26 protein-coding genes and 1 tRNA gene are annotated in these 23,349 nt (G+C 65.5%); 16 read left to right on the top strand and 11 right to left on the bottom strand.

All coding sequences use genetic code 11. The annotated features are described in order from the left end of the window. The first annotated feature begins 26 nt into the window (after positions 1–26). A complete protein-coding gene (locus ACVOJ1_RS15540; RefSeq protein ID WP_053520384.1) occupies positions 27–710 on the top strand; it encodes a response regulator transcription factor in 684 nt (227 codons plus the stop codon). Between the two features lie 25 nt (positions 711–735). Beyond that, positions 736–2,160 (top strand): ATP-binding protein, encoded by a 1,425-nt coding sequence (locus ACVOJ1_RS15545; protein WP_065174201.1) that lies wholly within the window; start codon positions 736–738, stop codon positions 2,158–2,160. Between the two features lie 77 nt (positions 2,161–2,237). On the opposite strand, the gene ACVOJ1_RS15550 is transcribed toward ACVOJ1_RS15545, so the two are convergent. Together ACVOJ1_RS15550 and ACVOJ1_RS15555 are read right to left on the bottom strand one after the other, a co-directional pair. Continuing rightward, positions 2,238–3,026 carry a M90 family metallopeptidase gene (locus tag ACVOJ1_RS15550; RefSeq protein ID WP_181452118.1) on the bottom strand — a complete coding sequence of 263 codons (789 nt, stop codon included), beginning with the start codon at positions 3,024–3,026 and terminating at the stop codon, positions 2,238–2,240. Further along, a complete protein-coding gene (locus tag ACVOJ1_RS15555) occupies positions 2,993–3,271 on the bottom strand; it encodes a hypothetical protein (RefSeq protein WP_053520154.1) in 279 nt (92 codons plus the stop codon). Before ACVOJ1_RS15555 ends, ACVOJ1_RS15550 begins: the two co-directional genes overlap by 34 nt. A gap of 142 nt (positions 3,272–3,413) precedes the next feature. Here ACVOJ1_RS15555 and birA point away from each other — a divergent pair, with 142 nt between their 5' ends. The 5 genes from birA (at position 3,414) to ACVOJ1_RS15580 (ending at position 6,409) form a co-directional block, all read left to right on the top strand. Continuing rightward, positions 3,414–4,382 (top strand): bifunctional biotin--[acetyl-CoA-carboxylase] ligase/biotin operon repressor BirA, encoded by a 969-nt coding sequence (gene birA, locus ACVOJ1_RS15560; protein ID WP_053520153.1) that lies wholly within the window; start codon positions 3,414–3,416, stop codon positions 4,380–4,382. Further along, positions 4,379–5,110 carry a type III pantothenate kinase gene (locus ACVOJ1_RS15565; protein WP_053520152.1) on the top strand — a complete coding sequence of 244 codons (732 nt, stop codon included), beginning with the start codon at positions 4,379–4,381 and terminating at the stop codon, positions 5,108–5,110. Before birA ends, ACVOJ1_RS15565 begins: the two co-directional genes overlap by 4 nt. Positions 5,111–5,119: 9 nt before the next feature. Beyond that, positions 5,120–5,953 (top strand): SPOR domain-containing protein, encoded by an 834-nt coding sequence (locus ACVOJ1_RS15570; protein ID WP_111186499.1) that lies wholly within the window; start codon positions 5,120–5,122, stop codon positions 5,951–5,953. A 40-nt stretch (positions 5,954–5,993) separates the two neighbouring features. Further along, positions 5,994–6,069, top strand: a tRNA-Thr gene (locus ACVOJ1_RS15575). A gap of 121 nt (positions 6,070–6,190) precedes the next feature. Then, positions 6,191–6,409: an addiction module antidote protein gene (locus ACVOJ1_RS15580; protein ID WP_258391177.1), complete on the top strand. Its 219-nt coding sequence runs from the start codon at positions 6,191–6,193 to the stop codon at positions 6,407–6,409. A 42-nt stretch (positions 6,410–6,451) separates the two neighbouring features. On the opposite strand, the gene ACVOJ1_RS15585 is transcribed toward ACVOJ1_RS15580, so the two are convergent. After that, on the bottom strand, positions 6,452–6,844 hold the full coding sequence (locus ACVOJ1_RS15585; protein ID WP_111186497.1) for a RidA family protein: 393 nt from the start codon (positions 6,842–6,844) through the stop codon (positions 6,452–6,454). 122 nt (positions 6,845–6,966) lie between these two features. After that, the gene (locus ACVOJ1_RS15590; protein WP_111186496.1) at positions 6,967–7,371 is read right to left on the bottom strand and encodes a hypothetical protein; all 405 of its coding nucleotides are present in this window, start codon (positions 7,369–7,371) and stop codon (positions 6,967–6,969) included. Positions 7,372–8,154: 783 nt separating this feature from the next. On the opposite strand from ACVOJ1_RS15590, the gene rocF reads away from it, so the two are divergent. The 3 genes from rocF to ACVOJ1_RS15605 all read left to right on the top strand — a co-directional run bounded on the left by rocF (position 8,155) and on the right by ACVOJ1_RS15605 (position 9,806). Then, entirely contained in the window at positions 8,155–9,075 is a 921-nt protein-coding gene (gene rocF / locus ACVOJ1_RS15595) for an arginase (protein ID WP_193395758.1), read from the top strand. Positions 9,076–9,234: 159 nt separating this feature from the next. Continuing rightward, positions 9,235–9,372: an entericidin A/B family lipoprotein gene (locus ACVOJ1_RS15600; protein WP_053520147.1), complete on the top strand. Its 138-nt coding sequence runs from the start codon at positions 9,235–9,237 to the stop codon at positions 9,370–9,372. 212 nt (positions 9,373–9,584) lie between these two features. Next, positions 9,585–9,806: a CsbD family protein gene (locus ACVOJ1_RS15605; protein WP_019661831.1), complete on the top strand. Its 222-nt coding sequence runs from the start codon at positions 9,585–9,587 to the stop codon at positions 9,804–9,806. A gap of 72 nt (positions 9,807–9,878) precedes the next feature. Here the strand turns inward: ACVOJ1_RS15605 and ACVOJ1_RS15610 are convergent, their stop codons facing one another. Then, positions 9,879–10,676: a hypothetical protein gene (locus ACVOJ1_RS15610; protein WP_065174207.1), complete on the bottom strand. Its 798-nt coding sequence runs from the start codon at positions 10,674–10,676 to the stop codon at positions 9,879–9,881. A 108-nt stretch (positions 10,677–10,784) separates the two neighbouring features. On the opposite strand from ACVOJ1_RS15610, the gene ACVOJ1_RS15615 reads away from it, so the two are divergent. The 4 genes from ACVOJ1_RS15615 to ACVOJ1_RS15630 all read left to right on the top strand — a co-directional run bounded on the left by ACVOJ1_RS15615 (position 10,785) and on the right by ACVOJ1_RS15630 (position 15,303). Continuing rightward, positions 10,785–12,080 carry a tryptophan--tRNA ligase gene (locus ACVOJ1_RS15615; protein ID WP_111186494.1) on the top strand — a complete coding sequence of 432 codons (1,296 nt, stop codon included), beginning with the start codon at positions 10,785–10,787 and terminating at the stop codon, positions 12,078–12,080. 163 nt (positions 12,081–12,243) lie between these two features. After that, the gene (locus tag ACVOJ1_RS15620; protein WP_053520144.1) at positions 12,244–12,534 is read left to right on the top strand and encodes a hypothetical protein; all 291 of its coding nucleotides are present in this window, start codon (positions 12,244–12,246) and stop codon (positions 12,532–12,534) included. A 102-nt stretch (positions 12,535–12,636) separates the two neighbouring features. Beyond that, positions 12,637–13,569, top strand: coding sequence for an MBL fold metallo-hydrolase (locus ACVOJ1_RS15625; protein ID WP_053520143.1), 933 nt, complete (start codon positions 12,637–12,639; stop codon positions 13,567–13,569). 81 nt (positions 13,570–13,650) lie between these two features. Next, complete coding sequence (locus ACVOJ1_RS15630; protein WP_111186493.1) at positions 13,651–15,303, top strand: M28 family metallopeptidase; 1,653 nt, start codon at positions 13,651–13,653, stop codon at positions 15,301–15,303. Between the two features lie 3 nt (positions 15,304–15,306). On the opposite strand, the gene ACVOJ1_RS15635 is transcribed toward ACVOJ1_RS15630, so the two are convergent. The 6 genes from ACVOJ1_RS15635 to ACVOJ1_RS15660 form a co-directional block, all read right to left on the bottom strand. Continuing rightward, positions 15,307–15,657, bottom strand: coding sequence for a hypothetical protein (locus ACVOJ1_RS15635; RefSeq protein WP_227255248.1), 351 nt, complete (start codon positions 15,655–15,657; stop codon positions 15,307–15,309). 13 nt (positions 15,658–15,670) lie between these two features. Continuing rightward, positions 15,671–17,005, bottom strand: coding sequence for an MFS transporter (locus ACVOJ1_RS15640; RefSeq protein WP_111186492.1), 1,335 nt, complete (start codon positions 17,003–17,005; stop codon positions 15,671–15,673). 208 nt (positions 17,006–17,213) lie between these two features. Beyond that, complete coding sequence (locus ACVOJ1_RS15645) at positions 17,214–18,350, bottom strand: ABC transporter permease (RefSeq protein ID WP_053516554.1); 1,137 nt, start codon at positions 18,348–18,350, stop codon at positions 17,214–17,216. Further along, the gene (locus ACVOJ1_RS15650; protein WP_346480618.1) at positions 18,347–19,063 is read right to left on the bottom strand and encodes an ABC transporter ATP-binding protein; all 717 of its coding nucleotides are present in this window, start codon (positions 19,061–19,063) and stop codon (positions 18,347–18,349) included. The genes ACVOJ1_RS15645 and ACVOJ1_RS15650 overlap by 4 nt, the downstream gene beginning before the upstream one ends. Beyond that, positions 19,050–19,976 carry a transposase gene (locus ACVOJ1_RS15655; RefSeq protein ID WP_111186491.1) on the bottom strand — a complete coding sequence of 309 codons (927 nt, stop codon included), beginning with the start codon at positions 19,974–19,976 and terminating at the stop codon, positions 19,050–19,052. The genes ACVOJ1_RS15650 and ACVOJ1_RS15655 overlap by 14 nt, the downstream gene beginning before the upstream one ends. An 8-nt stretch (positions 19,977–19,984) precedes the next feature. Continuing rightward, on the bottom strand, positions 19,985–20,929 hold the full coding sequence (locus tag ACVOJ1_RS15660) for a HEAT repeat domain-containing protein (protein WP_346480619.1): 945 nt from the start codon (positions 20,927–20,929) through the stop codon (positions 19,985–19,987). Positions 20,930–21,546: 617 nt separating this feature from the next. Between ACVOJ1_RS15660 and yedA the strand changes: the two genes are divergently transcribed. Then, positions 21,547–22,452 (top strand): drug/metabolite exporter YedA, encoded by a 906-nt coding sequence (gene yedA / locus ACVOJ1_RS15665; protein WP_111186490.1) that lies wholly within the window; start codon positions 21,547–21,549, stop codon positions 22,450–22,452. Next, positions 22,449–23,348, top strand: coding sequence for an EamA family transporter RarD (gene rarD / locus ACVOJ1_RS15670; protein WP_262218896.1), 900 nt, complete (start codon positions 22,449–22,451; stop codon positions 23,346–23,348). The genes yedA and rarD overlap by 4 nt, the downstream gene beginning before the upstream one ends. Position 23,349: the final 1 nt, after the last annotated feature.

Raw genomic sequence — 23,349 nt, forward strand, 5'->3', positions numbered from 1 at the left:
CACACCCAGGACACTAGGGAGAGTTCATGCGTATCCTTCTGGTCGAAGACGAAGCCCCGCTGCGTGAGACCCTGGCAGCCCGGCTCAAGCGCGAAGGCTTTGCCGTCGATGCTGCGCAGGACGGCGAGGAAGGCCTCTACATGGGGCGCGAAGTCCCGTTCGACGTCGGCATCATCGACCTCGGCCTGCCCAAGATGTCGGGCATGGAGCTGATCAAGGCGCTGCGTGACGAGGGCAAGAAGTTCCCGGTGCTGATCCTGACCGCGCGGTCGAGCTGGCAGGACAAGGTCGAGGGCCTGAAGCAGGGCGCCGACGATTACCTGGTCAAGCCGTTCCACGTCGAAGAGCTGCTGGCCCGCGTCAACGCGCTGCTGCGCCGCGCCGCCGGCTGGAGCAAGCCGACCCTGGAATGCGGCCCGGTCGCCCTGGATCTCGCCGCGCAGACGGTCAGCGTTTCCGGCAGCAATGTCGACCTGACCAGCTACGAGTACAAGGTGCTGGAGTACCTGATGATGCATGCCGGTGAACTGGTCTCCAAGGCCGACCTCACCGAGCACATCTACCAGCAGGACTTCGACCGCGACTCGAACGTGCTGGAAGTGTTCATCGGCCGCCTGCGCAAGAAGCTGGACCCGGACGGCGAGCTGAAGCCGATCGAGACCGTGCGCGGCCGCGGCTACCGTTTCGCGATCCCGCGCAACGAGGGCTGAGCCGGCTCACCCTGGCGATTGCACGATGTCCGGCCGTCTGTGGTTCTTCCGACGCTGGCGGCCGCGCTCCCTGCAGGCGCGCCAGCTGTTCGCCGCGTCCGTGGGCCTGGTCGCGTTCCTGGCCCTGGCCGGTTACGCGCTCGACGCCGCCTTCGCCGATACGGCGAAGGCCAACCTGCGTGAGCGCCTGAAGAACTACGCCACCGCCTATGCGGCCGGCATCGACTTCACCCGCGATCGTTCGCTGTACATCCGCGAGCAGCCACCGGACCCGCGCTTCGACGTGCCCGGCAGCGGTCTCTACCTGCAGGTGGTGATGCCGGACGGCAAGGGCAATTCGATGTCGGCCGAAGGCCCGATGCTGCCCACCGTCGGCGGCGGCCTGCTTGCGCCACGCCAGGAGGTGTTCGAAGGCCCGCTGCCGATGATCCAGATCGACGGCAGCCAGGGCTCGGTGTACCGCTACGGCTTGGGCCTGGTGTGGGACGCCGATGCCGATCCCGCCACCGAGTTCCCGTACACCATCTACGTGATGGAAGACTCGCGCGCGCTCGGTGCGCAGCTGCGGGTGTTCCGCAGCCGTGTCTGGTTCTACCTGGGTGGCATCGGCCTGATCCTGCTGCTGCTGCAGACCGTCATCCTGCAGTGGAGCCTGCGTCCGCTGCGTCGCGTGATCACCGAGCTGACCAAGGTGCAGCGCGGCGAGACCGAGCGCATGAGCGAGCGCCACCCGCGCGAGCTGGAACCGCTGACCGACAGCATCAATGCCTTCATCGAGAGTGAGCGCGAGAACCTCGAACGCCAGCGCAACACCCTGGCGGATCTTGCGCACAGCCTGAAAACGCCGATCGCGGTGCTGCGCACGCAGATGGACAGCGGTGCCGGTGATGGCGCGCTGCGCGAAGAGCTGGACGTGCAGCTGCAACGCATGAACAACCTGGTGTCCTATCAGCTGGCGCGCGCTGCGTCGTCGGGCCACAAGCTGTTCTCCGCACCGTTGCCGATCGAGTCCAACGCCGAAGAGATCGTGCGGGGCCTGGAAAAGGTCTATGCGGCCAAGGGCGTGCTGTGCGAGTTCGACATCGATCCGGCCGCGCGCTTCCATGGCGAGCCGGGTGACCTGCAGGAACTGCTGGGCAATCTGCTGGAAAACGCCTTCAAGTGGGCCAAGCGCCGTGTCCTGCTGACCGCGCAGCCCCTGCCGGCACCGAATGCACGCCGCGCCGGCCTGCTGCTGGCCGTGGACGACGACGGCCCGGGCATCGCGCCGGACGATATCGGCAAGGTGCTGCAGCGTGGCGTACGTGGCGACGAACGCGTGCAGGGCCACGGCATCGGCCTGTCGATCGTGCAGGACCTGATCAAGGATTACCGCGGCGAACTGGCGGTCGGCCGTTCCAGCGAACTGGAAGGCGCCCGCTTCGAAGTGCGTCTGCCGCCGGGCCCGTAGGGCGGGCCTGCTTCGATCCACCGGTCAACGCGAATGCGGGCAGCGCCGGGCCACGCCCGGCGAACCTATGACATGGCTCAGCCACCCCGCGCCGGCGGTTCACCATAGAAGCGCCGCAGATGTGCGGCAACATCGGGCAGCGCTTCGGCCAGCACGTCCGGGGCGGAGAAGTGGTACTCGCTGGCGACCGCGAAGAACTCCTCCGGTGCTTCGGCGGCATACGGGTCGATCAGCGTCTCCTGGCCGGCATCCACCTGCGCGCAGAACGCATCGTAGGACTGCTGGAAGACAGCAGCCCACTCACGCTGCCACGCACGCGGCAGCGGCGGCGTGCCGTCCATCGCGCCATCGAGCGCATCGAGCTTGTGCACCATCTCGTGCACGGCCACGCAGTAGCCCTCGTGCGGTGCGGCCAGATCGGCCTGCACGTCGGCCCAGGACAGGATCAACGGCCCGCTGTCCCACGATTCGCCGATCAGCTCGTCGTCCCATTCGTGCAGCACGCCCGCCGCATCCATGTGGCTGCGATGCACGCGGAATGCGTCGGGGTACACGATCAGCTGCGACCAGCCCTGCAGTCCCACCTCGCCGAACTCGAGCAGTGGCAGGCAGCACAGGGCCGCCAGCAGCACGCCGTCGGCGGCCTGCAGCTGCAGGTTGCCGATCGGGGTGATGGTCTTCTCATGCAGGAAGCGCGCCGCCAGCGTGCGCAGCCGGGCGCGTCGTTCGTCGGAAAGCCCCTGCAGCCATGCCGCACGGCGGCAGGCCTCATCCCAGTACGCGTCTTCGATCGGCCGCGGTGCGGGCCGCAGCCACTGCAGCAACGACTTGATCAGCGGAACATTCCTGGCAGGTAGCTGTGCCACTTCGGCGCGCGCAGCCGCTGCAGCATGTCCTCATCGCTGCCGCCACCGCCGGTGCTGGTCGCGCTGCTGGCCGCCGGGCGTGCCGGAGCAGGCTTGGCCGTGGTGGTCGATGCCGTCGGTGCGCGCTGCGAGGCGGCATCGCCGTTGGAGGACACACAGGCGCCGCGGCTGTCATCCAGTGCTGCTGTGGCCGACGCCGCGAAGGGCATCGTCAGCAGGATCAGGCAATGGGCATAACGGCGCATTGACGACATCCACGTTAAGGGAAGGTGAGTTCCCGATTCTAGCCCGAACCCGGCACCGGATTGGAAGCCCGCTGCCGGCCCCGTGGCGGGCGTCGCTGGCGGCTTTCCCGCATAATTCCGTCCTGACTTCGTGGAAGCTGCCGTGGACGATCGCCAATTGCTGGCCAAACTCGCTGCCGGTCGCCTGTCCGGCGACGCCCTGGCCCGTGAGCTGGGCCAGACCCGGGCGGCAATTTGGAAGCGCATTCAAGGGCTTAGGGCCGCAGGTGTCGATATCGAGGGCCGTGCCGGCGAAGGCTATGGCCTGACCCGCCCGGTCGAGCTGCTGGACCCGGCGACCATCCGTGCCGCCCTGCCGGCCGATGCCCTGTCCCTGCTGCATGACCTGCAGGTGGCCTGGACGGTGGATTCCACCAATGCCGAATTGCTGCGGTGCAGCGCGCCCCAGCGCGGGGTCAGCGTCCTGCTGGCCGAACGCCAGACCGGCGGACGGGGGCGGCGCGGCCGCACCTGGGCCTCGCCGCTGGCGGCCCATGTCTATCTGTCGGTACTGCGCCTGTTCTCCGGGGGCCTTGGCCGGCTGGCGGGGCTGAGCCTGGTTGCCGGCATCGCCGTGGCCGAAGCGCTGCACGATCTGGGTTTCACCCAGGCGCAGCTGAAGTGGCCGAATGATCTGATCGTCGATGGCCGTCGCAAGCTGGTCGGCCTGCTCGCCGAGGGCGGCGGCGAATACGCCGGTCCGGCTCGCGCGGTGATCGGCATCGGCATCAACACGCACATGCCGCCCTCGTTCGCCGAGCAGATCACCCAGCCCTGGGTGGATCTGGACACACTGGCCGGCGCGCCGGTCGACCGCAACATCGTCGTCGCCGCCGTGCTTGCACGGCTGCTGCCGGCGCTGGAGGAATTCGACCGCGAAGGGCTGGCCCCGTTCCTGCCGCGCTACGCCGCCTTCGACATGCTGGCCGGCCGCGAGGTGCGCGTCGAGCTGGAGGGGCAGTGGCAGCACGGCACCGCACTGGGCCTGGCCGATGACGGCGCGCTGCGCGTGAGCATCGACGGCTGCGAGCGCCGCCTGCATGCCGGCGAAGTCACGGTGAGGGCGGCATGAGCGACTGGTTGTTCGATCTTGGCAATTCGCGCTTCAAGTTCGCGCCGTTGCAGGGGGATCGCGCGGGCGACGTACAGGCCTGGGCGCATGGCGCTGAAGGCATGGCCGGGCAGCCGCCGCACAGCCTGCCCAGCGGCGCGACGGCGTTCGTCGCCAGCGTGGCCGCACCTTCGCTGACCAGCGCCATGCTGGACCAGCTGCAGCGGCGGTTCGACCACGTGCATGTGGTGCGCACCAGCGCCGAATGCGCAGGCGTGCGCATCGCCTACGCGCGCCCGGAGAAGTTCGGCGTGGATCGCTTCCTTGCCCTGCTGGCCGCCGCCAAGGCGCAGCGCCCGGTGCTGGTGGTGGGCGTGGGCACGGCGCTGACCATCGACCTGCTCGATGCCCGTGGCCAGCATCACGGCGGCCGCATCGCCGCATCACCCACCACCATGCGCGAAGCACTGCATGCGCGCGCCGTGCAGCTGCCCGCCAGTGGCGGCGATTACAGCGAGTTTGCCAATGACACCGCCGACGCACTCGCCTCCGGTTGCGATGGTGCTGCGGTGGCGCTGGTCGAGCGCAGTGCGCAGCAGGCGCAGGCACTGCTGGGTGTGATGCCGTCGCTGCTGGTGCACGGTGGCGGCGCGCCCGCGCTGATGCCATTGCTGGACGGCGCCGACTACCACCCCTCGCTGGTGCTGGACGGCCTCGCCCGCTGGGCGGTGCACCAGCCTGCAGGCTAGTATCCGCGCATGCTCACCCGTGCCCTGATCGTCGTCCTGGCCATCCTCAATCTTGGCGTTGCCTGCTGGTGGCTGCTGCGCGATGCGCCGCAGAAGCCTGCGCCGCCACCGCGGCCCGCCGGCGTGGCCGAACTGCGCTGGGTGCCCGGCGGCACCGATGCGGCGGTGGCCGCGCAGGCATCGTCGGAGGCACCGGCGCCAGCACTGGTGGAGCGCGACCCCGCAGCGGCGACCGCCGTGGCGTCCACTCCTGCCCCTGCCGCGCCGGCCAAGCCGCAAGCCGAACCGGCCAAAGCGCCGGGTGCGGAGGCAACCTCCAGCCCGACGCCAGCGCCGGCGCCGGTCGCACCGCCGGTCGCGCAGGCGCCTGCCGCCAGCGAGCCGCCGCGCTGCATCGCGCTGGGTCCGTTCGCCGATCGTGCCGCCGCCAGCGCGGCGCAGGGCCGGGCCGGCGCACTGCTCAGCCAGGCGCGCCTGCGCGAGCAGCCGGCCGCCAGCGGCAGTGCCCGCTACCGCGTGCTGCTGCCGGCCGCCGCCAGCCGCGAAGAGGCGCAGGCCACGGTCAAGCGCATCGTCGCTGCGGGCCTGGGCGACTACTACATCATCAGCCAGGGTGAGGACGCCAACGCCGTGGCGCTGGGCCAGTACCGCAACCGCGAAGGCGCCGAGCGGCGTATCGCTGCGGTGCAGGCCGCCGGCTTCCAGCCGCGCCTGGTGGCCAGCGGTGATGCCGGCCAGTGGTGGCTGGACGGGCAGCTGGCCGGCACCGCACAGCCTGCGCAGGTGAAGCAGCGCAGCGGCGCCGCCCGGCAACAGTCGCTGGAATGCGCGCGACTGCGCTAGAATCCCCCCACTGCGGCGCTGCCGCCAGTGCGTCACCCATGCCGCTTTAGCTCAGTTGGTAGAGCAACTGTCTTGTAAACAGTAGGTCATCCGTTCGATTCGGATAAGCGGCACCATCCCGCAGTCGCTCGCTTCCGCAGCGTTCTTTCTCCTGCCGCGAATTGCAGCGCGTTTGCCAGGCGCCAGAGTCGCATACGCAGGGCTGTCAAAAAGAAGAGTGAACTCGAAGCATCTGAGGTGGCCACGCATCTCCGTACGCCTGAAGAAATGGCCGCCTATCTCGATGCCTGCATCATTGAAAGCAATGGCGATTCGGCCTTCACTGCCAAGACACTGGGCGATATCGCGCGTGCCCAGGGGATGAGCAAGATTGCACGAGCGACGGGGTTGTCGCGCGTGAGCCTCTATCGGGCGCTGTCCGGCGAGCGGAGTCCTGATTTCGCGACCGCTACCTGAGCGGCACGCGCTCGCGCACACGATCTCCCGGAGGCGGCATGCTCAGTCCGGAATGCGGGCGATCACCTTGATCTCGAAGTCGAATCCGGCAAGCCAGTTGACGCCCACCGCCGTCCAGTTGGGATAGGGCTTCTCGGGGAAGACCTCGCTCTTTACGGTCATGACGGTTCCGAACTGGTTCTGCGGGTCCGTATGGAAGGTGGTCACGTCGACGATGTCGTCAAGCCCGCAACCACCGGCCTTCAGGGTTGCCTCCAGGTTCGCGAAGGCCAGGCGGACCTGCGCCTCGAAGTCGGGCTCGGGCGTCCCGTCGCTGCGGCTGCCCACCTGGCCGGACACGAACAGCAGGTCACCCGACTGGATCGCGGCCGAATAGGTCTGCGAGGTGTACAGGTCCTGCCGGCCGGCCGGGAAAACGGCATTGCGCTTGCTCATGGGATTCTCCAGAAGGGGATCGATGAGCCTCAAGGTAGTCCTCGGCATTGGCCGGATAAACGCCTATAAAGCGCCATCACTATTTGCCAAATCAAAACAATCGGCGGGCGTGGCGGCGCGGCTCATGCCGCGTGCAACTGCAGCTCCACATACTCCGCCAGCCCCCGGCAGGCCAGCAGCAGGCCTTCGCGCGCGCCGTCGCCGATGTCGTCCTTTTCGGCGCCATCCACACGCACGCGCTCGGCGGCGTGGAATACCTCCAGCAGCGTGACCAGGCCGGCGGCGGCGCGGTCGGTACGCGCACGGGTCACGCCCTGGCCTGGGCTGGGTACGGGGCCTTTCCACGGCTGACCATCGGCGGCATCGCCGCTGCGGATACGCTGCAGGCAGCCCACCAGCGTGATCGGCTCAGGCAGATCCACGGCAGCGGAAAGCGCAGCTTCCAACGGCTCTGCCAGTTCGCGGGGCAGGTGCTCGGCGGCATCGCCCAGGGTGGCAAGCAGATAGGGGTAGCGGGGTGCGGTCATGGGACATCCTCATGCGGAACAGAGGCGCCACCCGCAAAGGGTGGCGGACGATGCGTGGTTCCAATACCGGAGTCGATGAACCGGCGGGCACAAGGCCCCCACGCACCGCCCGCCGTAGATCGGCAGACGGATTGCCAGCCGGCGCCACCCCGAGACAGGTGGCGCCGACTGACAAGCGTAAACAACATCGACTTCCGGGATTGGAGCCCGGGCCACCCGTTGTCGGTGGCGATTCATCATGCGCACGCGCAAACACCGCCCGCCAGTCATTCTTTCCAATGACTTCGTGCGATTCGAAAGAAAAAATGAATTATCGCTTTTGACCTGTTTCGCGCGATGTAAAGGCAAAAGCGACATCCTGCGCGAGGCCTTTGCAAGGGCGGAATTCCAGTGATCCCACCTGCAGCAACGGACGCGACATACGCGAAGTAAAGCTGGCTTAACCGATGCGGCAGACCACGGCAATCACGATGCTAACGGCAATCGTCGGCAAGCGCAGCGCCGATCCTGATGGTGCTGAAGGATCTGCACTGGCGTAGACGCCTCAGTGCTGCCATCCGCCCAGCCCGGGTGGCCCTGCATCCGCGCATGCGTCGTCATGGCCCATCGCTCACGTGCGGGCTGGCTACATCGCCCACGGGCGCCCGGCCGTGCCGATTCCGACACTGCGTTGCCGTGCGGTGTTCCGCAACCGCTGACCGCGTCTGCCCTGCTGCACCGCCGCGAGTCGTGTCACACAGCTCTGGCTAGACTGTGCTTCTTTTTCCGTTGCAGGAGGCACCCATGGCCCATCCCATTTCCGTCTCGTTGATCGGCGTCCCCACCGATGTCGGTGCCGGCCATCGGGGCGCGCGGCTGGGGCCGGAAGCGCTGCGCGTGGCGGGCCTGCCGGAGGCGCTGGCGGCGCGCGGTGTGGACGTGCGCGATCTGGGCAACCTGGACGGCCCGCGCAACCCGTGGACCGAGCCGGTCGAAGGCTACCGCCATCTGGACGAGGTGGTGGCCTGGAACCATGCACTGATGGAGGCCAGCTATGCCGAGCTGCAGGCCGGGCGCATGCCGATCATGCTCGGCGGCGACCATTGCCTGGGCATCGGCTCGATCACCGCAGTGGCCCGCTGGTGCCGCGAGCAGGGCAAGACCCTGCGCGTGCTGTGGCTGGATGCACACTCGGACTTCAACACCAGTGATGTCACGCCGTCGGGCAACATCCACGGCATGCCGGTGGCCTGCCTGTGCGGGCTGGGGCCGGAGGCACTGACCCGTCTGGGCGGCAGTGCGCCGGCAATCACGCCCGCCCAGGTGCACCAGATCGGCATCCGCTCGGTGGACCCGGAAGAGAAGCGCCTGATCAAGACCCACAAGGTCGATGTCTACGACATGCGCTACATCGACGAGAACGGTATGAAGCGCACCGTGGAGGCCGCGCTGGCCGGAATCGATGACAGCACCCATCTGCATGTCAGCTTCGATGTCGACTTCCTCGACCCGAGCATCGCACCCGGCGTCGGCACCACGGTGCCGGGCGGGGTGAACTACCGCGAAGCGCAGCTGGTGATGGAAATGATCGCCGACAGCGGGCGCATGGGGTCGCTGGATATCGTCGAGCTCAATCCGCTGCTGGACAAGCAGAACGCCACCGCCGAACTGGCCGTGGACCTGGTGGAAAGCCTGTTCGGCAAATCCACGCTGATGCGCGATTGAGGGCATCCCTGAACGGATCGCCGATCCGTTCACACCCGCTGCACGCCGCAGCCGCCAGATTGCACCTCACGCGGCGGCGGTGGCTTCGGCCCCTGCCTGCCGAGCGACAGAACCCCATCCGCGTTGTAGCGGTGAAGCGGCGAACCCAAGGAGAAGCCCATGAAGCGCGTAGTTGCCCTGATGCTGTTGTCGATGTTCTCGGTGGCCATGCTGGCCGGCTGCAACACCGTTGCCGGTGCCGGCAAGGACGTGCAGAAGGCCGGTGAAAAGGTCGAGGATGCCGCCAAGGGCAACTAAGCCCGACGCGGTGTGGAACAGAAAAAGGCCGGGATCTTCCCGGCCTTTTTTGTGCGTGTGTGCTGCCGTGTTGTTGCCATCGCGTGTGGCGATGGAGTGAACCATTCAAGCACGTGAGCATGTGTTTCATGAGCGGTTGACCGCCTTTCAACAGCGGATGCGGGAAGCTGCAGTCACGGTAAGAACGCCGTTGCAACCAAGGATTCCCAGCAATGAACAAAGACATCATTTCCGGCAAGTGGTCGCAGCTGAAGGGCAAGGCCCAGGCCAAGTGGGGCGATCTGACCAACGACGATTTCGATGTGGCCGAGGGCAATGCCGAATATCTGGCCGGCCGCCTGCAGGAACGGTATGGCTGGGCCAAGGACCGCGCCGAGAAGGAAGTCCGTGACTTCGAAGACAGCGTGCGCAAGGACTACCCGGACTACAAGTAAGCAGCCGGCGGTAAGCGGTTCCCCCACGTCGACGCCCGCACCCTCTGGTGCGGGCGTCGTGCTGTCAGGGACTCAACGTGTCGGCGGATCCGGCACGTAGCGGTTCGGAAACGCCTGCGGCTCGCGCGGCAGGCGCGAAGGCGGGTCGAGCACGATGCCGCGTGCGCGCAGCGCGCGTGCGCTGTCGTAACGCAGCTGCACGACCTGCGCCGGCGTGCGGCTGGCCCGTTCGAATGCGGTATCACGCACCGAGGAGCGTTCGCGCGCGCCGTGACCGGTGCCCAGCGACGGTGCCTGCGACCGCGCTGAGTAGCCGTCCATGCGGCTGGCGCTGGCGTCCGCAGCGGATTCCGCAGCGGCCGGCGCCGGGGCGCCACGGCGCAGCAGCGGCTCCGGTCGGAGCGGCCAGCGACGGGCCTCCTCGAACACCGCCGCGCCGATCACCCCGATGTTGTCCGCACGGCCGGTACGGCTGGCATAGCTGCCACTGGGGCTGCTGAAGACGAACTGCGCCACTTCATCCTGGCTCTTGCGCCAGCCGGTGATGTCGGCGCGCTGGCCGGGGTTGAGCACATAGCCGGTCTGCGACGGGTCGGCATCTTCGCCGGAGATGGCATTGATGCCATCCACCGAGAGCACCACCAGCACCCGCCGCGGGCTGTCGTTGTACAGGCGTACCGCATAGCGATGGCCGCGCTCGCCCGCCACCCAGCGCTGTCCATCGGCTGCATGGCTGCGCAGTTCGGTGCCGCGGTCGCGGTCGATCAGGGTCATCCGCACAGGGCCGTCCTGCGGCATCGGCGGTGGCGGCGGAACCGGGCGGAAGCCGGCCAGGGGCAGGATCAGCAGCAGGGGCAGCAGGCGTTTCATGTGGGAACTCCGGTGGGCTCGCGTGAATGAACGACCCGCAGGCCCTGACGGGGTTGGCCGTGGGCACGGTAAACTGGTTCCGTTCATCGAAGGTTTCCCCACGCAGTCATGACGACCCGAGTCCTTACCGGCATCACCCCCTCCGGCACCCCCCATCTGGGCAACTACGTTGGCGCCATCCGTCCGGCCATCGCGGCCAGCCGCACCCCGGGGATCGAGAGCTTCTTCTTCCTGGCCGACCTGCACAGCCTGATCAAGGCGCAGGATCCGCAGCGCACTCAGCGCGCGACCCTGGAGATCGCAGCCAGCTGGCTGGCCTGCGGCCTGGATCCGGAACACGTCTGGTTCTACCGCCAGAGCGACATCCGCGAAACCACCGAACTGATGTGGTTCCTGACCGCGATCGCCAGCAAGGGCATCCTCAATCGTGCCCATGCCTACAAGGCAGCGGTGGACAAGAACCGCGAGGAAGGCCTGGACGAGGATGCCGGCGTCAGCGCCGGGCTGTTCATGTACCCGGTGCTGATGGCTGCCGACATCCTGATCTTCAAGGCCAACCAGGTGCCGGTCGGTCGTGACCAGATCCAGCACATCGAGATGGCCCGCGACTTCGCCCAGCGCTTCAATCACGTCTACGGCAGGGAATACTTCCCGCTGCCGGAGGTGGTGATCGATGAGCAGGTGGCCACGCTGGCCGGCCTCGACGGCCGCAAGATGAGCAAGAGCTACCACAACACCATTCCGCTGTTCGCGCCGCGCGAGGAGCTGAAGAAGCTGGTGTTCTCGATCCTGACCGATTCGCGCGCACCGGGTGAGCCCAAGGACACCGAGGGCTCGGCGCTGTTCCAGATGTACCAGGCCTTCGCCACGCCGGAGCAGACCGCTGCTTTCGCCCGGGCATTCGCCGAGGGCATCAGCTGGGGCGATGCCAAGCAGCAGTTGTTCGAGCGCATCGACGGTGAGCTGTCACCGTTGCGCGAGCGTTACAACGCGCTGATGGCCGAGCCGGAAAAGATCGAGGCGCTGCTGAAGCGCCGTGGCCAGCAGCTGCGCGAGACGTTCGCGATGCCGCTGCTGGATGAGCTGCGGCACGCCGTGGGGTTGCGCGACCTGTCCACCGCCGGCGACATCGCCAGCGAGGATGCCGGCGCTGCCCGCGTGGCGCCGCCGCAGTTCAAGCAGTACCGCGAGAAGGATGGTCGTTTCTACTTCAAGCTGACCGCCGGCGACGGCACGCTGCTGATGCAGAGCATTGGTTTTGATTCGCCGCGCGATGCCGGCCAGCTGATCGCCGTGATCAAGCAGGCCGAGCAGGGTGATGCGCTGCAGAGCGAGCTGTTCAAGCTGGAGGCGGAGGTTGACGCGGTCCTGGCGGCACTGGCCGCGCTGCGCGAAGATGCCTGAGCGGAGGGTGCTGTAACGCCGGGCCCATGCCCGGCGGCGCTAACTGATGCACCCCGCCGGGCATGGCCCGGCGCTACCGGTGGATCTGGAGCCGGGCATGGCCCGGCGCTACCGATGGATGTGGAGCCGGGCATCGGGCCCGGCGCTATGGAAGGAGTCTGCGATGGCGTGGTTGTCGCTGCTGCTTTTCCTGCCCTGGTTCGTCGTGCTGGGCAGCCTGTACTGGCTGTTCCCGCGCCAGCCGCGCACAACGCGGCGGCGCCTGTTCGATGGCCTGGTGCTGCTGCTGGCCTTTGTTCTGAGCATCGTGGCGATGCTGTGGGGCCACCACCTGGGCCTGGTGCAGACCGACGCGGGGCCGATCTGGCCGCAGGTGCTGGCGGTGCTCTATGCCTACGGCGCTTTCCTGGCGGTGCTGGTGCTGGCACTGCTGCTGCGACCGCGATGGTTGTAGTCCCGGGGCAGAGCGCGTGCCTCCGACCAAAGCCGCATCGAACCGGTCCTGCCTGCACGCCTACCATGGACGCCTGATTCCGATTCCGCCAGGTGCGTGCCGATGATCGCCGACCCCAGCATCCACACCATCGATACCGGCTTCCAACGTCCCGACTTCGATGCGGCCTACCTGATCGTCGAGAACGGGCGGGGCGCCTTCGTGGACTGTGGCACCGGCCTGTCCGTGCCGGCGATGCTGCGGGCGCTGTCCGATGCCGGCCTGCAGCCCGACGCGGTGGACTGGCTTCTGCTCACCCATGTGCATCTGGACCATGCCGGCGGTGCGGGTCTGTTGATGCAGCAGCTGCCCAATGCCCGGGCCGTGCTGCATCCGCGCGGTGCGCCGCACATGATCGATCCGACCCGGCTGATCGCCGGCGCCACCGCAGTCTACGGCGCGGAAGAGATCGCACGCAGCTATGGCCGCATCGAGGCGATTCCCGAGCACCGCGTCGTGGTGGCCGAGGATGGCCATCGCCTCGATCTTGCCGGACGCGAACTGCTCCTGCTGCATACGCCCGGCCACGCACTGCATCACTACTGCGTATGGGATGCGCGCAGCCGCAGCTGGTTCACCGGCGATACCTTCGGTATCTCCTACCGCGAACTGGACAGCGCGCAGGGCGCCTTCATTTTTCCGACCTCTTCGCCCGTGCAGTTCGATCCCGAAGCGATGAAGGCGTCGATCCAGCGCATGCTCGACTACGATCCGCAGTCGATGTACCTCACCCACTATGGCCGCGTGGAGCAGGTGCAGCGGCTGGCCGGCGACCTGTTCGAGCAGATCGATGCGATGGCGGCGATCGGCCGCCAGTGCGACGAGCGGCCCGACCGCCATCGCTGCCTGCTGGCGGCGCTGCAGGCCCTGTACCTGGAGCGCGCGCAGCAGCATGGCTGTGTGCTGGATGACGCAGCGGTGGTGGCTGTGCTGGCCATGGACATCGAGCTCAACGCGCAGGGCCTGGCCTGCTGGCTGGATCGCGAGCGCCGCTGACGGAGCGGGACTGCGGCCGGCACTGCTGTCACGTTACACTCTGGTGACTTCCCATCCTGCCGTGGTATTGCCGTGAACCCGATGCGCGTGTTGCTGCTGTCGTCCTGCCTGTTCGTGGGTGGCCTGGCCCAGGCGGCCAATGACCTTCCCGGCGGCGGTATCGACCCGCAGGCGCTGTCGCGCCACGTGCGTGTACTGGCGTCGGACGAATTCGAGGGCCGTGCTCCGGCCAGCGAAGGCGAAGAGCGCACCGTGCAGTACCTGATCGAGCAGTTCCGCAGCTATGGCCTGCAACCCGGCGGCGTGGACGGCAGCTGGGTGCAGCCGGTGCCGCTGGTGCGTGCGCAGCTGGAGGGGGCGGCCACGGCCAGCCTGGCGTTGAAGCAGGGCCGCCGCGCCCTGGTCAATGGCGTGGATGTGACCCTGCAGAGCCTGCAGCCGCGCGCCCGGGTGCAGATCAAGGATGCACCGCTGGTGTTCGTGGGCTATGGCATCGACGCACCGGAACGCCATTGGAACGACTACAAGGACATTGATCTGCACGGCAAGATTGCCGTGGTGCTGATCAATGATGCCGATTTCGAGGCCGACGCTCCCGGCGCGTTCGATGGCAAGGCAGTGACCTACTACGGCCGCTGGACCTACAAGTTCGAAGAGGCTGCGCGCCGCGGCGCCGAAGGTGTGCTGATCGTGCACGAGACCGCACCTGCGGCCTATGGCTGGGCGACGGTGAAGAGCTCGGGCACTTCGCCGTTGTTCGATATCGAGCGCAGCCAGGCCGAGGCGATGGCCCAGCACACACCGCTGCGCGGCTGGATGCAGCGCGAGCTGGCCGAGGCGATCTTCGCCGACGCCGGCCTCGATTTCGAGGCGGAGAAGCGCAAGGCGATGCGTGCCGACTTCCGTCCGGTGGCCCTGGACAACGCGCGGCTGAGCGTCGATTTCGCCCTCAAGCGCGAACAGGTGGTGACCCGCAACGTCGTGGCCAAGCTGCCGGGCGGCGAGCACGGCGATGAAGCGGTGATCTTCTCGGCGCACTGGGACGCTTTCGGCATCGGCCAGCCCGATGCGAAGGGCGACCGCGTGCGCCGTGGCGCCATCGACAACGCCACCGGCGTGGCCACCGTGCTGGAACTGGGCCGGGTGTTCGCGGCCGGCCCGCAGCCGCAGCGCACGCTGTACTTCGTGGCGCTGACGGCTGAAGAAAAGGGATTGCTGGGGGCCAGCTACTACGCCGCGCATCCGCTGGCGCCGCTGGACAAGACCGCTGCCGTACTGAACATCGAGATGTTCAGCCCGGATGGGCCGACCCGTGACATCGCTTCGTGGGGCAAGGGCCGGGTATCGCTGGAAGGCGACCTGGAGCGGGTGGCCAAGGCACGCGGCCGCAGCTACAGCCCGGACCCCAACCTGGAGGCCGGTTTCTTCTACCGCGCCGACCATTTCGCCTTCGCCCGGCTGGGTGTACCGGCGATCACCATCGGCCCGGGCCTGGACAAGCTGGACGGAGGCGTGGACGCCGGACGCGCGCTGCGCGAGAAGTACTTCGCCGACTGCTATCACCAGGCCTGCGACGCGTGGACGCCGGGCTGGGATCCCAGCGGTCATGCCGCCGATACGCTGCTGGTCTACGACCTGGGCGCGGAGCTGGCCAACAGCCGGCGCTGGCCGACCTGGGAGAAGGACTCCGAGTTCCGCGCTGCCCGCGACAAGAGCGAGGCGGCACGCCGCTGACGGCTAGCGCCTGCGCAGCAGCGTCCAGGCACCCCATGCACTGGCGGCCAATGCCGCCAGGTAGCAGGTGATCATGGTGCCGAGGCTGACCGTGCGCAGGCCGCTGAAGCGGCCGAGCAGGTTCATCCGCAGCGAGCTGTGACCGCTGCCCAGGTCCACTGCCAGCTGCACTGCCAGCGCGCTGGCGAAGACCAGAAGGGCGATGCCGAAGCCGGTGCGTGGCCAGCGCGCCTTCGCGCCCGGGCGTCGCAGCAGCCAGCCCAGCGTGGTTGCCACCGCCAGCAGCAGGGCGGCCCACATCAGGGGCGTGGCGGGAGATGCGGCAGCCACCGGCATTGCACCGGTGGCTGCCATCAGCACGGCATCCTTACTTGCGGGTGCCGTCGAGCCAGTTCGGGCCCTTGTTGGTGAGGAAGAACACATAGACCACCAACGATACCGCGATGGTGGCAGTGACATAGATGGCGAACCAGTCCACGTGGCCGGTCTTCAGCGCGCCCTGGTACAGCAGCGGGGCCGTACCGCCGAACAGCGAGTTGGCCAGCGCGTAGCCCAGGCCCACGCCCAGTGCCCGAACGTGGGTCGGGAACAGCTCGGCCTTCACCACGGCGTTGATCGAGGTGTAGCCGGTGAGGATGACGAAGCCCAGCGCCAGGGTGAGGAAGGCGAGGGTGGCATCGTGCTGGTGCGGCAGCTGCGTGATCAGGTACCAGCTGTACAGCACGCCGCCCACGCCGAAGAACACCAGCAGGCTCTTGCGCCCGATGATGTCCGACAGCCAGCCGCCGACCGGCTGCAGCACCATCAGGAAGGCCAGCACGCCCAGGTTGATCAGGGTGCCGGTCATCGGGTCGTCGCCTGCGAAGGCGCTCTGGATCATCTTCGGGCCGTTCACCGAGTAGGTGTAGAAGGCAATGGTGCCGCCGGCGGTGATCAGGAAGCACAGCAGCAGCGGGCGCCACTGGTGCACGAACAGTTCGTACATCGAACCGGATTTCTTGGCCTTGCCTTCGCGCGCGGCCTCGATCGAGGATTCTTCCAGCGACTCATCCATGCCACGGCGCAGCCAGAACACCACGACCGCGGCGATGCCACCGATGCCGAAGGCGATGCGCCAGCCGAACTCGGAGATCTCCGGCTTGCCCCAGACGTTCAGCATCAGGAACAGGGTCAGCTGGGCCAGCACATGGCCGCCGACCAGGGTGACGTAGTGGAAGGAGGACAGGAAGCCACGACGGCCCGGAATGGCGGCCTCGGACATGTAGGTGGCGCTCGCGCCGTACTCGCCACCGGTGGCGAAGCCCTGCAGCAGGCGCGCGAACAGCAGGATGATCGCCGCCCAGATGCCGATGCTGGCGGCAGTGGGGGTGATGGCGATGATGAAGGAGCAGAACGCCATCAGCGTGACCGATACGGTCAGGGCCAGGCGACGGCCATGGCGGTCGGCGAAGCGGCCGAAGAACCAGGCACCGATCGGGCGCATCAGGAAGGTCGCGGCGAAGATCGCCCAGACGTACATCGTGGAGTTCTTGTCTTCCGGCGAGAAGAACTGCGACTCGAAGTACACGGCGAACACCGAGTACACGTAGACGTCATACCACTCCACCAGGTTGCCGGCGGAGCCTTTGAGGGTATTGGAGATCGAGCGGCGCAATGCGGCGCCGTCGTTCGCGGGAACAGCAGGGTGGGGCGTGGTGCTCATCTGGGCGGGGATCCTCGATGCGATAGCGTCCGTGCGCGGAAAGACCGGTGTCAGGGCGCGAGGCGTGCCGACCAGACTCCTGGGAAATGCCTGCCACGTCAACGCCGGATAGCGGAGCAGACGGGACCCAATAGGATGCCAAGAGGTAGGGCCGATCGACCATAACCCAAACGTCCTATGACCACGGCCTTGACCCCAGGTCCCATTCTTACCGAACCGGGGCAGCCGGAGAAGAAATTGTTTCAGCAGGCGCAACAATCGCCTTCTGAAATGATCTTTCAGCGCAGAAGCGTAGAGTCAGCGCGCTGACCGCCAGCCAACCCAGAGACAGCAGGAGCTCCCACGTGGGTACGTCGACGTAGAGCATGCGCACCGGCATGGCTGCCATTGACGTGAAAGGGATGTGCGATAGCAGCTGCATGAAGCCGCCTTCCGGGGCGCGCATTCCGCCAAGGCCGATGATGATCATCGTCAGGGGAAAGGCCGCCAGACTGTTCCGAAAAGCTGAATGAGGACTTCGGATGACTGCAGCACAGGCCGCGAAGAACCAGTTCCATAGCGTCAGGCCCAGCAGGCAGAACGCGAACAGGCTAGCCAGGAACGCAGCAAAACCGGCTGTCGGCAGGATCTGATCCCCAAGCGATCCCTGAAACAGAATCCAGCCGACGAGTGAGTAAGTGCCATATACAGCAATGGTTTTCAGGCCATGAAGAATTGAGGACGTCACCTTGCAGTCAAGCCAGAAGCATGCAGGGACTGCACTTAGAATCATCTCTGTAGCATGGCCGAAGCGCTCGCCGAGGAGTCCGTTGAAGAGCATGCCCAGGCATCCCAGAATGGAGAGTGTTGTCAGCACCACGAGCGCAATCGAAAGCGCAGCCAAGGGCCCCTGCTGTCGAAGAGGGTGGCCGTCGAAACCCACTACCCGAATAGGCGGCCTGCTATCGATGGCCTGCAGCTCAATCGCCGTGACCCCGAGTGACGCCAGTTCATGCCGGCGCTGAAGCACGCCAAGCGTGATGCTGAGCTCGTCGAGCCAGCTGGGAGGCCGCGCGACGTGCAACGTATATCCGCTCTCATCCTTGTTCAGAACCGGGTGACGATGGGCGATACCCTGCGGCATCTGATCAGCAAATGCGAAGCGCCCCTCGCGCAGGCCAGCCAACGAGGTACCCTCTGCAAGCAGCGTTACCGTGGATGATGCTTCTCTCGTGACTATTGAATCACTCACCAGCTTCAATAGCGCAATCACCACGAGGAGAAGAAGCCCTACGAGCTCGCCGCGCACGTCAAGGTGTCGTCGGAACTCAAACAGAGTGACCGCTGCGAAGCGCCGCATACTCATTTGCCCGCCTTCGCGCATTGAGGCAAAGCTGAGGCTGCGAAGAACTGGCGATGAAGCTGACCACCTGACGGGCCACTCTGCACCGCTTTCAAATGCTGATTCTCAAGAATGAACACACGCGTCGCGATGCGTTCGAGGAGATCGAGGTGATGAGCGGACAGCACGACGCCCGTGCCCTCTGACGCAGCCTGTACTATCAGATTCGCAACGGCAATCTGGTTGGCAGGATCCAGACCTGAGAAAGGCTCATCCAGAATCAGAATTCGCGGCTCGTGCAACATGCAGGCTGCTAACTGAAGCTTCTGCAGATTTCCCTTGGAAAGGCTGGAGACCCGATGCGGGGCCCGATCAAGCAGTCCGATTCTGTCCAACCACAGTCGGCACGCATGCGTTGCACCGGCACTGTCCAATCCCCTGAGTCGAGCCCAGAATCTGATGGTTCTGTCCACGGTTACTTCGCTGAAGAGGCTTCTGGACTCTGGGAGATAACCGATGTCGGAGTGTGAGAGTGGACGGGATGCCGAGTTCGCAGTGAACAGGACCTCTCCGGAGTCGGGAGGTATCAAGTTGCAGAGTATCCGGAACAGTGTCGTCTTTCCCGCGCCGTTCACACCGATGATGCCAACAACATCGCCAGGGGAGACCTGCAAGTCCACATTGCTCAGTATCGTCCTTTGGCCGTAGCTCATACATATCCGGTTAGCCGTCAACATGGAGGGCTCCTTCTTCAATTCTTGAAGCAATCTGCCGTGCTCTTCTCCGCATGAAGCTGCTCGAGCACCTTCTTACGAGGCCAGTCAGATTCAAGGCGTCTTGCGCCGATTGGCTGTGGGCAATCAGAGCCTCCAGGGCCGCCATTCGCACTCGCTCCATCGGATGACTTCTGAAAATGTCCATGAGAATTTCTGGAGCTTGTCCATCTGAAGATCCAGCGGCAATCATGAACATGGTCGAGGCACTGGACCTATTGATGACGCTGGAGATCGTTGTCGCTTCAGGTGAGAACTCATACTGATTCATTGTTACGCTGCGTAGCGAGTGCTCCATGATGTTGACGCTTATGGAGAAGCGCTCCGGAGGAATCTGTCTGTGGACATCGGTAAACGCCCGGTACAGGAGAATCTCTCCTTCGGCGAGGCTGCTGGATTCAGTGTGGACAAGATCGACCTTCTCTCCCGGGATGCCTGTGACACTTGAGTAGTCGTACTCGAAGTAATCACTTCCGTAACCTGGGCCCTGATAGCCAACAGTCAGAAAATTGAAATTGTGGTCATGTGGCACGCCATAGAAGAACGCCCCGTCGCCGCTGGCTGCAAGAATGTCGTCCTGCGACCCAGGCCAGAAGCAGGCGCGAATGAAGTAATTCTGGCCTGCCCGCTGTGGCGGATGCAGCATGAAGACCTGTGGCGTATAGTCATTTCCGGCCTGGATGTTGCGATTGTCCTTTAGTTCTTCGCAGATCAAGTCGGACAGGAAGGTGCGATTGTTGCTCAGACGCTTGAGCATCGGCGCGACGTCGAGCATAGACGCATGGTCGCGCGGATCGAAGGGCTCCTGTTGCAGATGCTCGACCAGATCGCTGAGATTGATGGCGGTTGAATTCGTGTCATTTACGCGAATCGGCATGTTTGGATTCATCCTTCGGCAAGGCATTCCGCGGCGAGACAGCGGATCTCAGCGTCTTCGTCCTGCTCTTTCATTTCTGTCAGGCGTTTAAGGGCAGCGTCCGCATCCACGGAGGAAAGCGCACGGAGAGCAGACCAGCGAACAAAGCTGGCGGAATGGTGTGAGATGTTGATCAGCGCTTCGACATTCCCTGTTCCAGGAATGCTGGCAAGGGCTGTGGTCAGGACCTGGAGGCGGGAGTCTTCGACATTGGCAGCGCTGAGGCAGACAAGCGAGCCCGATTTCAGCGAAAAGTGCTGCGTTGCGTCGGTTCTCGGAAGGTTCGAAAGGCACACGATCATCGTCAGCGCGTGCGGCTGCGGTAGCAAGTGCATGCCTTGTCTTCCACCCTTGAGAAAAATATGCTCGCTGGAACTTGCCGATCGGAAGATGGGCTCGCTCAGAGTGGGAGATGTGCAGCTGTCGGTTTCAACATCGAATACCCGATACTGGCATTCTGTGGCTTTAACAAACAGGATCAGTGAATCCGCGCCGTTTACTGTGATGCCTGTTTCCAGCCCAGTTGCGGGCCTTGGCTCTGAAGGGAGGACCTGCATGTAATGAATCTGGACTGCGTCGTCTTTGTAAAGGACCATCCCATGCAGCGGGGTCTTGGTGAAGAATTTTCCAGGGCTCACGTAGAGAGCACATTCTGCGTGGCGTCTACATTCGTCCAGAAGGTAGGTCTGTAATATGTCCGGACTGAACTGCTCACAGATGGAAAGCATGTTCCGCTCAATCACGGCTGCATCACCGTGGTCTCGGAGTCGAGACGAATAAATTCGAACACTGTCCAGGGTGCCGGACTCCTCCAGCACGGTGGTGAGAGGAGTACGGCTGGCATGCAGAGAGATCAGCCGCTGTAGTTCTATGGGACTGTCGGCAAGTTCCAGCATCAGGTCGGCGCGTTCCATCCATTCTTCCTTGTTGTGGGCCAGTGGTCCCTGGCCCACGTGGTTATTCACCTCGGGTGAATTCCTCGGTTGACGAGAATTCCAACGACAATGCCAACCCCGGCGCATGCAGGGCCTGTCGTTTCGATGAGGGCGCAAGAACCATACATCCCGACGGTTCTGGTCTGATTCGGCAGAGATTTGAGTTTCATCAGCTAGGTCTCACACAGGAAGAACAGCAATCACAACCGCAACCGCAATCGTGATGGGCTCCAACGGGGAACAGAGGTGGGGTACTCCAGCCAAGGCGACGGGTTGCGTCAGGGGCGGTGGTTTCAACATCCAGCTTCTCCAGAATTGGGTTCGGTCTGCCCGCAACGTTGCGGGCAGGGCAGTTTGTGCGCCACCGAGGCGTGACATTTACCGACGTGCGTCTCACATTGATCAGCTCTGTCCGCAGACGTCAGAGAACGTCGAATCAGGGCTGCCATAGAGCGGCTGTTGCTCAGATTCCGCCAACGACACGGTGAGGGGATACCCGCCCGCTCTGTAGGTGAAAATCAGCTTGTCGAAATCCGGGGTGATTTCCGTCAGGGGAACGTCCTAGAATCCGCCTTCCCCCGGTCCCTTGGTGCGTCATGTCGGCTCCCCCTGTTCCGTCTGCGGCTGCCCCCCGGGGCGGCCTTGTCGTGTTGGCGCTGCTGCTGGTCTACGTGGTCTGGGGCTCGACCTATCTCGGTATCGCCAAGGCCCTGCACGGCGGTGCGCTGCCGCTGACGATGGTTTCTGGCAGCCGCTTCATCATCGCCGGGGGCCTGATGTACCTGGCGCTGCGCCTGTTCTGGAAAATGCCGAAGCCGACGTTGCGGCAGTGGCGCAACCTGGTGCTCATGGGGGTGACCATGCTGGTGCTGGGCAACGGCATGGTGGTGCTGGCCGAACGCGATGTGTCGTCCGGCCTGGCGGCCACGGCGGTGGCATCGGTGCCCCTGTGGATGGCGCTGTTCTCGGCGCTGCGCGGCCAGCACGCCAGCCGTGGCGAATGGCTGGGCATCGCCATCGGCTTCCTCGGCGTTGTCTGGCTGAATGCGGGCAGCAGCCTGACGGCGACGCCCACCGGGCTGGTGCTGCTGCTGATCGCACCGATCGGCTGGGCCTTCGGCTCGGTGTGGGCGCGCGGCCTGGACCTGCCTGGCCCGTTCATGACGGCCGCCGGGCAGATGATCTGCGGCGGCGTGCTGCTGGTGCTGATCGGGCTGGCGGTGGGTGAGCGGCCCACCACACTGCCCGATACCGGTGGCCTGCTGGCCATGGCCTATCTGTGCGTGTTCGGTTCGATCGTCGCGTTCACGGCCTACGTGTGGCTGCTGCAGAACGTACGCCCGGCGCTGGCCGGCAGCTACGCCTACGTCAACCCGGTGATCGCGGTGCTGCTGGGCGCAGCCCTCAACAGCGAACGCTTCGGCTGGCGCGACGTGCTGGCGATGGTGGTGATTCTGCTGGGCGTGGTGGTACTGACAATGGCAAGGACGCGCAAGCGATGAGCATCGACGAGACAGAACAACGCCGGGGCCTGCTGGTCACCGCATCCACCTTCGTGCTGTGGGGACTGGTGCCGGTGTACTGGCACCTGCTCAATGAAGTGCCGTCGTTCCAGATCATCGCCCATCGCATCATCTGGAGCACGGTGCTGGTGGTGGCCTGGCTGCTGCTCAGTGCGAAACTGGGCTGGTGGCGGAAGATCGCCGCGCAGCCGCGCGCGCTGCCGATCCTGGCGGTGTCGAGCCTGACCATCGCGTTCAATTGGGGCCTGTACATCTGGGCCGTCAATGCCGGCCACGTGATCGAGACCAGCCTGGGCTACTTCATCAACCCGCTGGTGAACGTGCTGCTGGGGGTGCTGGTGCTGAAGGAACGCCTGCGCCGGCTGCAGTGGGTGGCGGTGGGCATGGCGGCGGTGGGCGTGGCCTGGCTGACTCTCGACGCTGGCGCGCCGCCGTGGATCGCGCTGGGCCTGGCCTGTTCGTTCGGCCTGTACGGCCTGCTGCGCAAGCTGGTCTCGGTCGATCCCGTAGCCGGGCTGGGCGTGGAAAGCCTGTATCTGTTCCTGCCTGCGCTGGCGTTCGCGGTCTGGGCCGAGAATGGCCACGGTGGCGGATTCTTCAGCGGCTGGGGCCTGCGCAACGATCTGCTGCTGATCTTCGGCGGCGTGGTCACCGCCGTGCCGCTGATCGGTTTCGCCTACGGTGTGAAGCGCATCGCGCTGTCGCTGGTGGGTATCCTGCAGTACATCGCACCGAGCCTGCAGCTGCTGCTCGGCGTGTTCTTCTTCCACGAATCGTTCGACATGGCCAAGGCCGTCGGTTTCGCAGCGATCTGGGCCGGGCTGCTGCTGTTCATCGGTGACAACCTGCGCACGATGCGGGCGGCAAAGCGCTGAG

Source organism: Stenotrophomonas sp. STEN225, assembly GCF_056756445.1.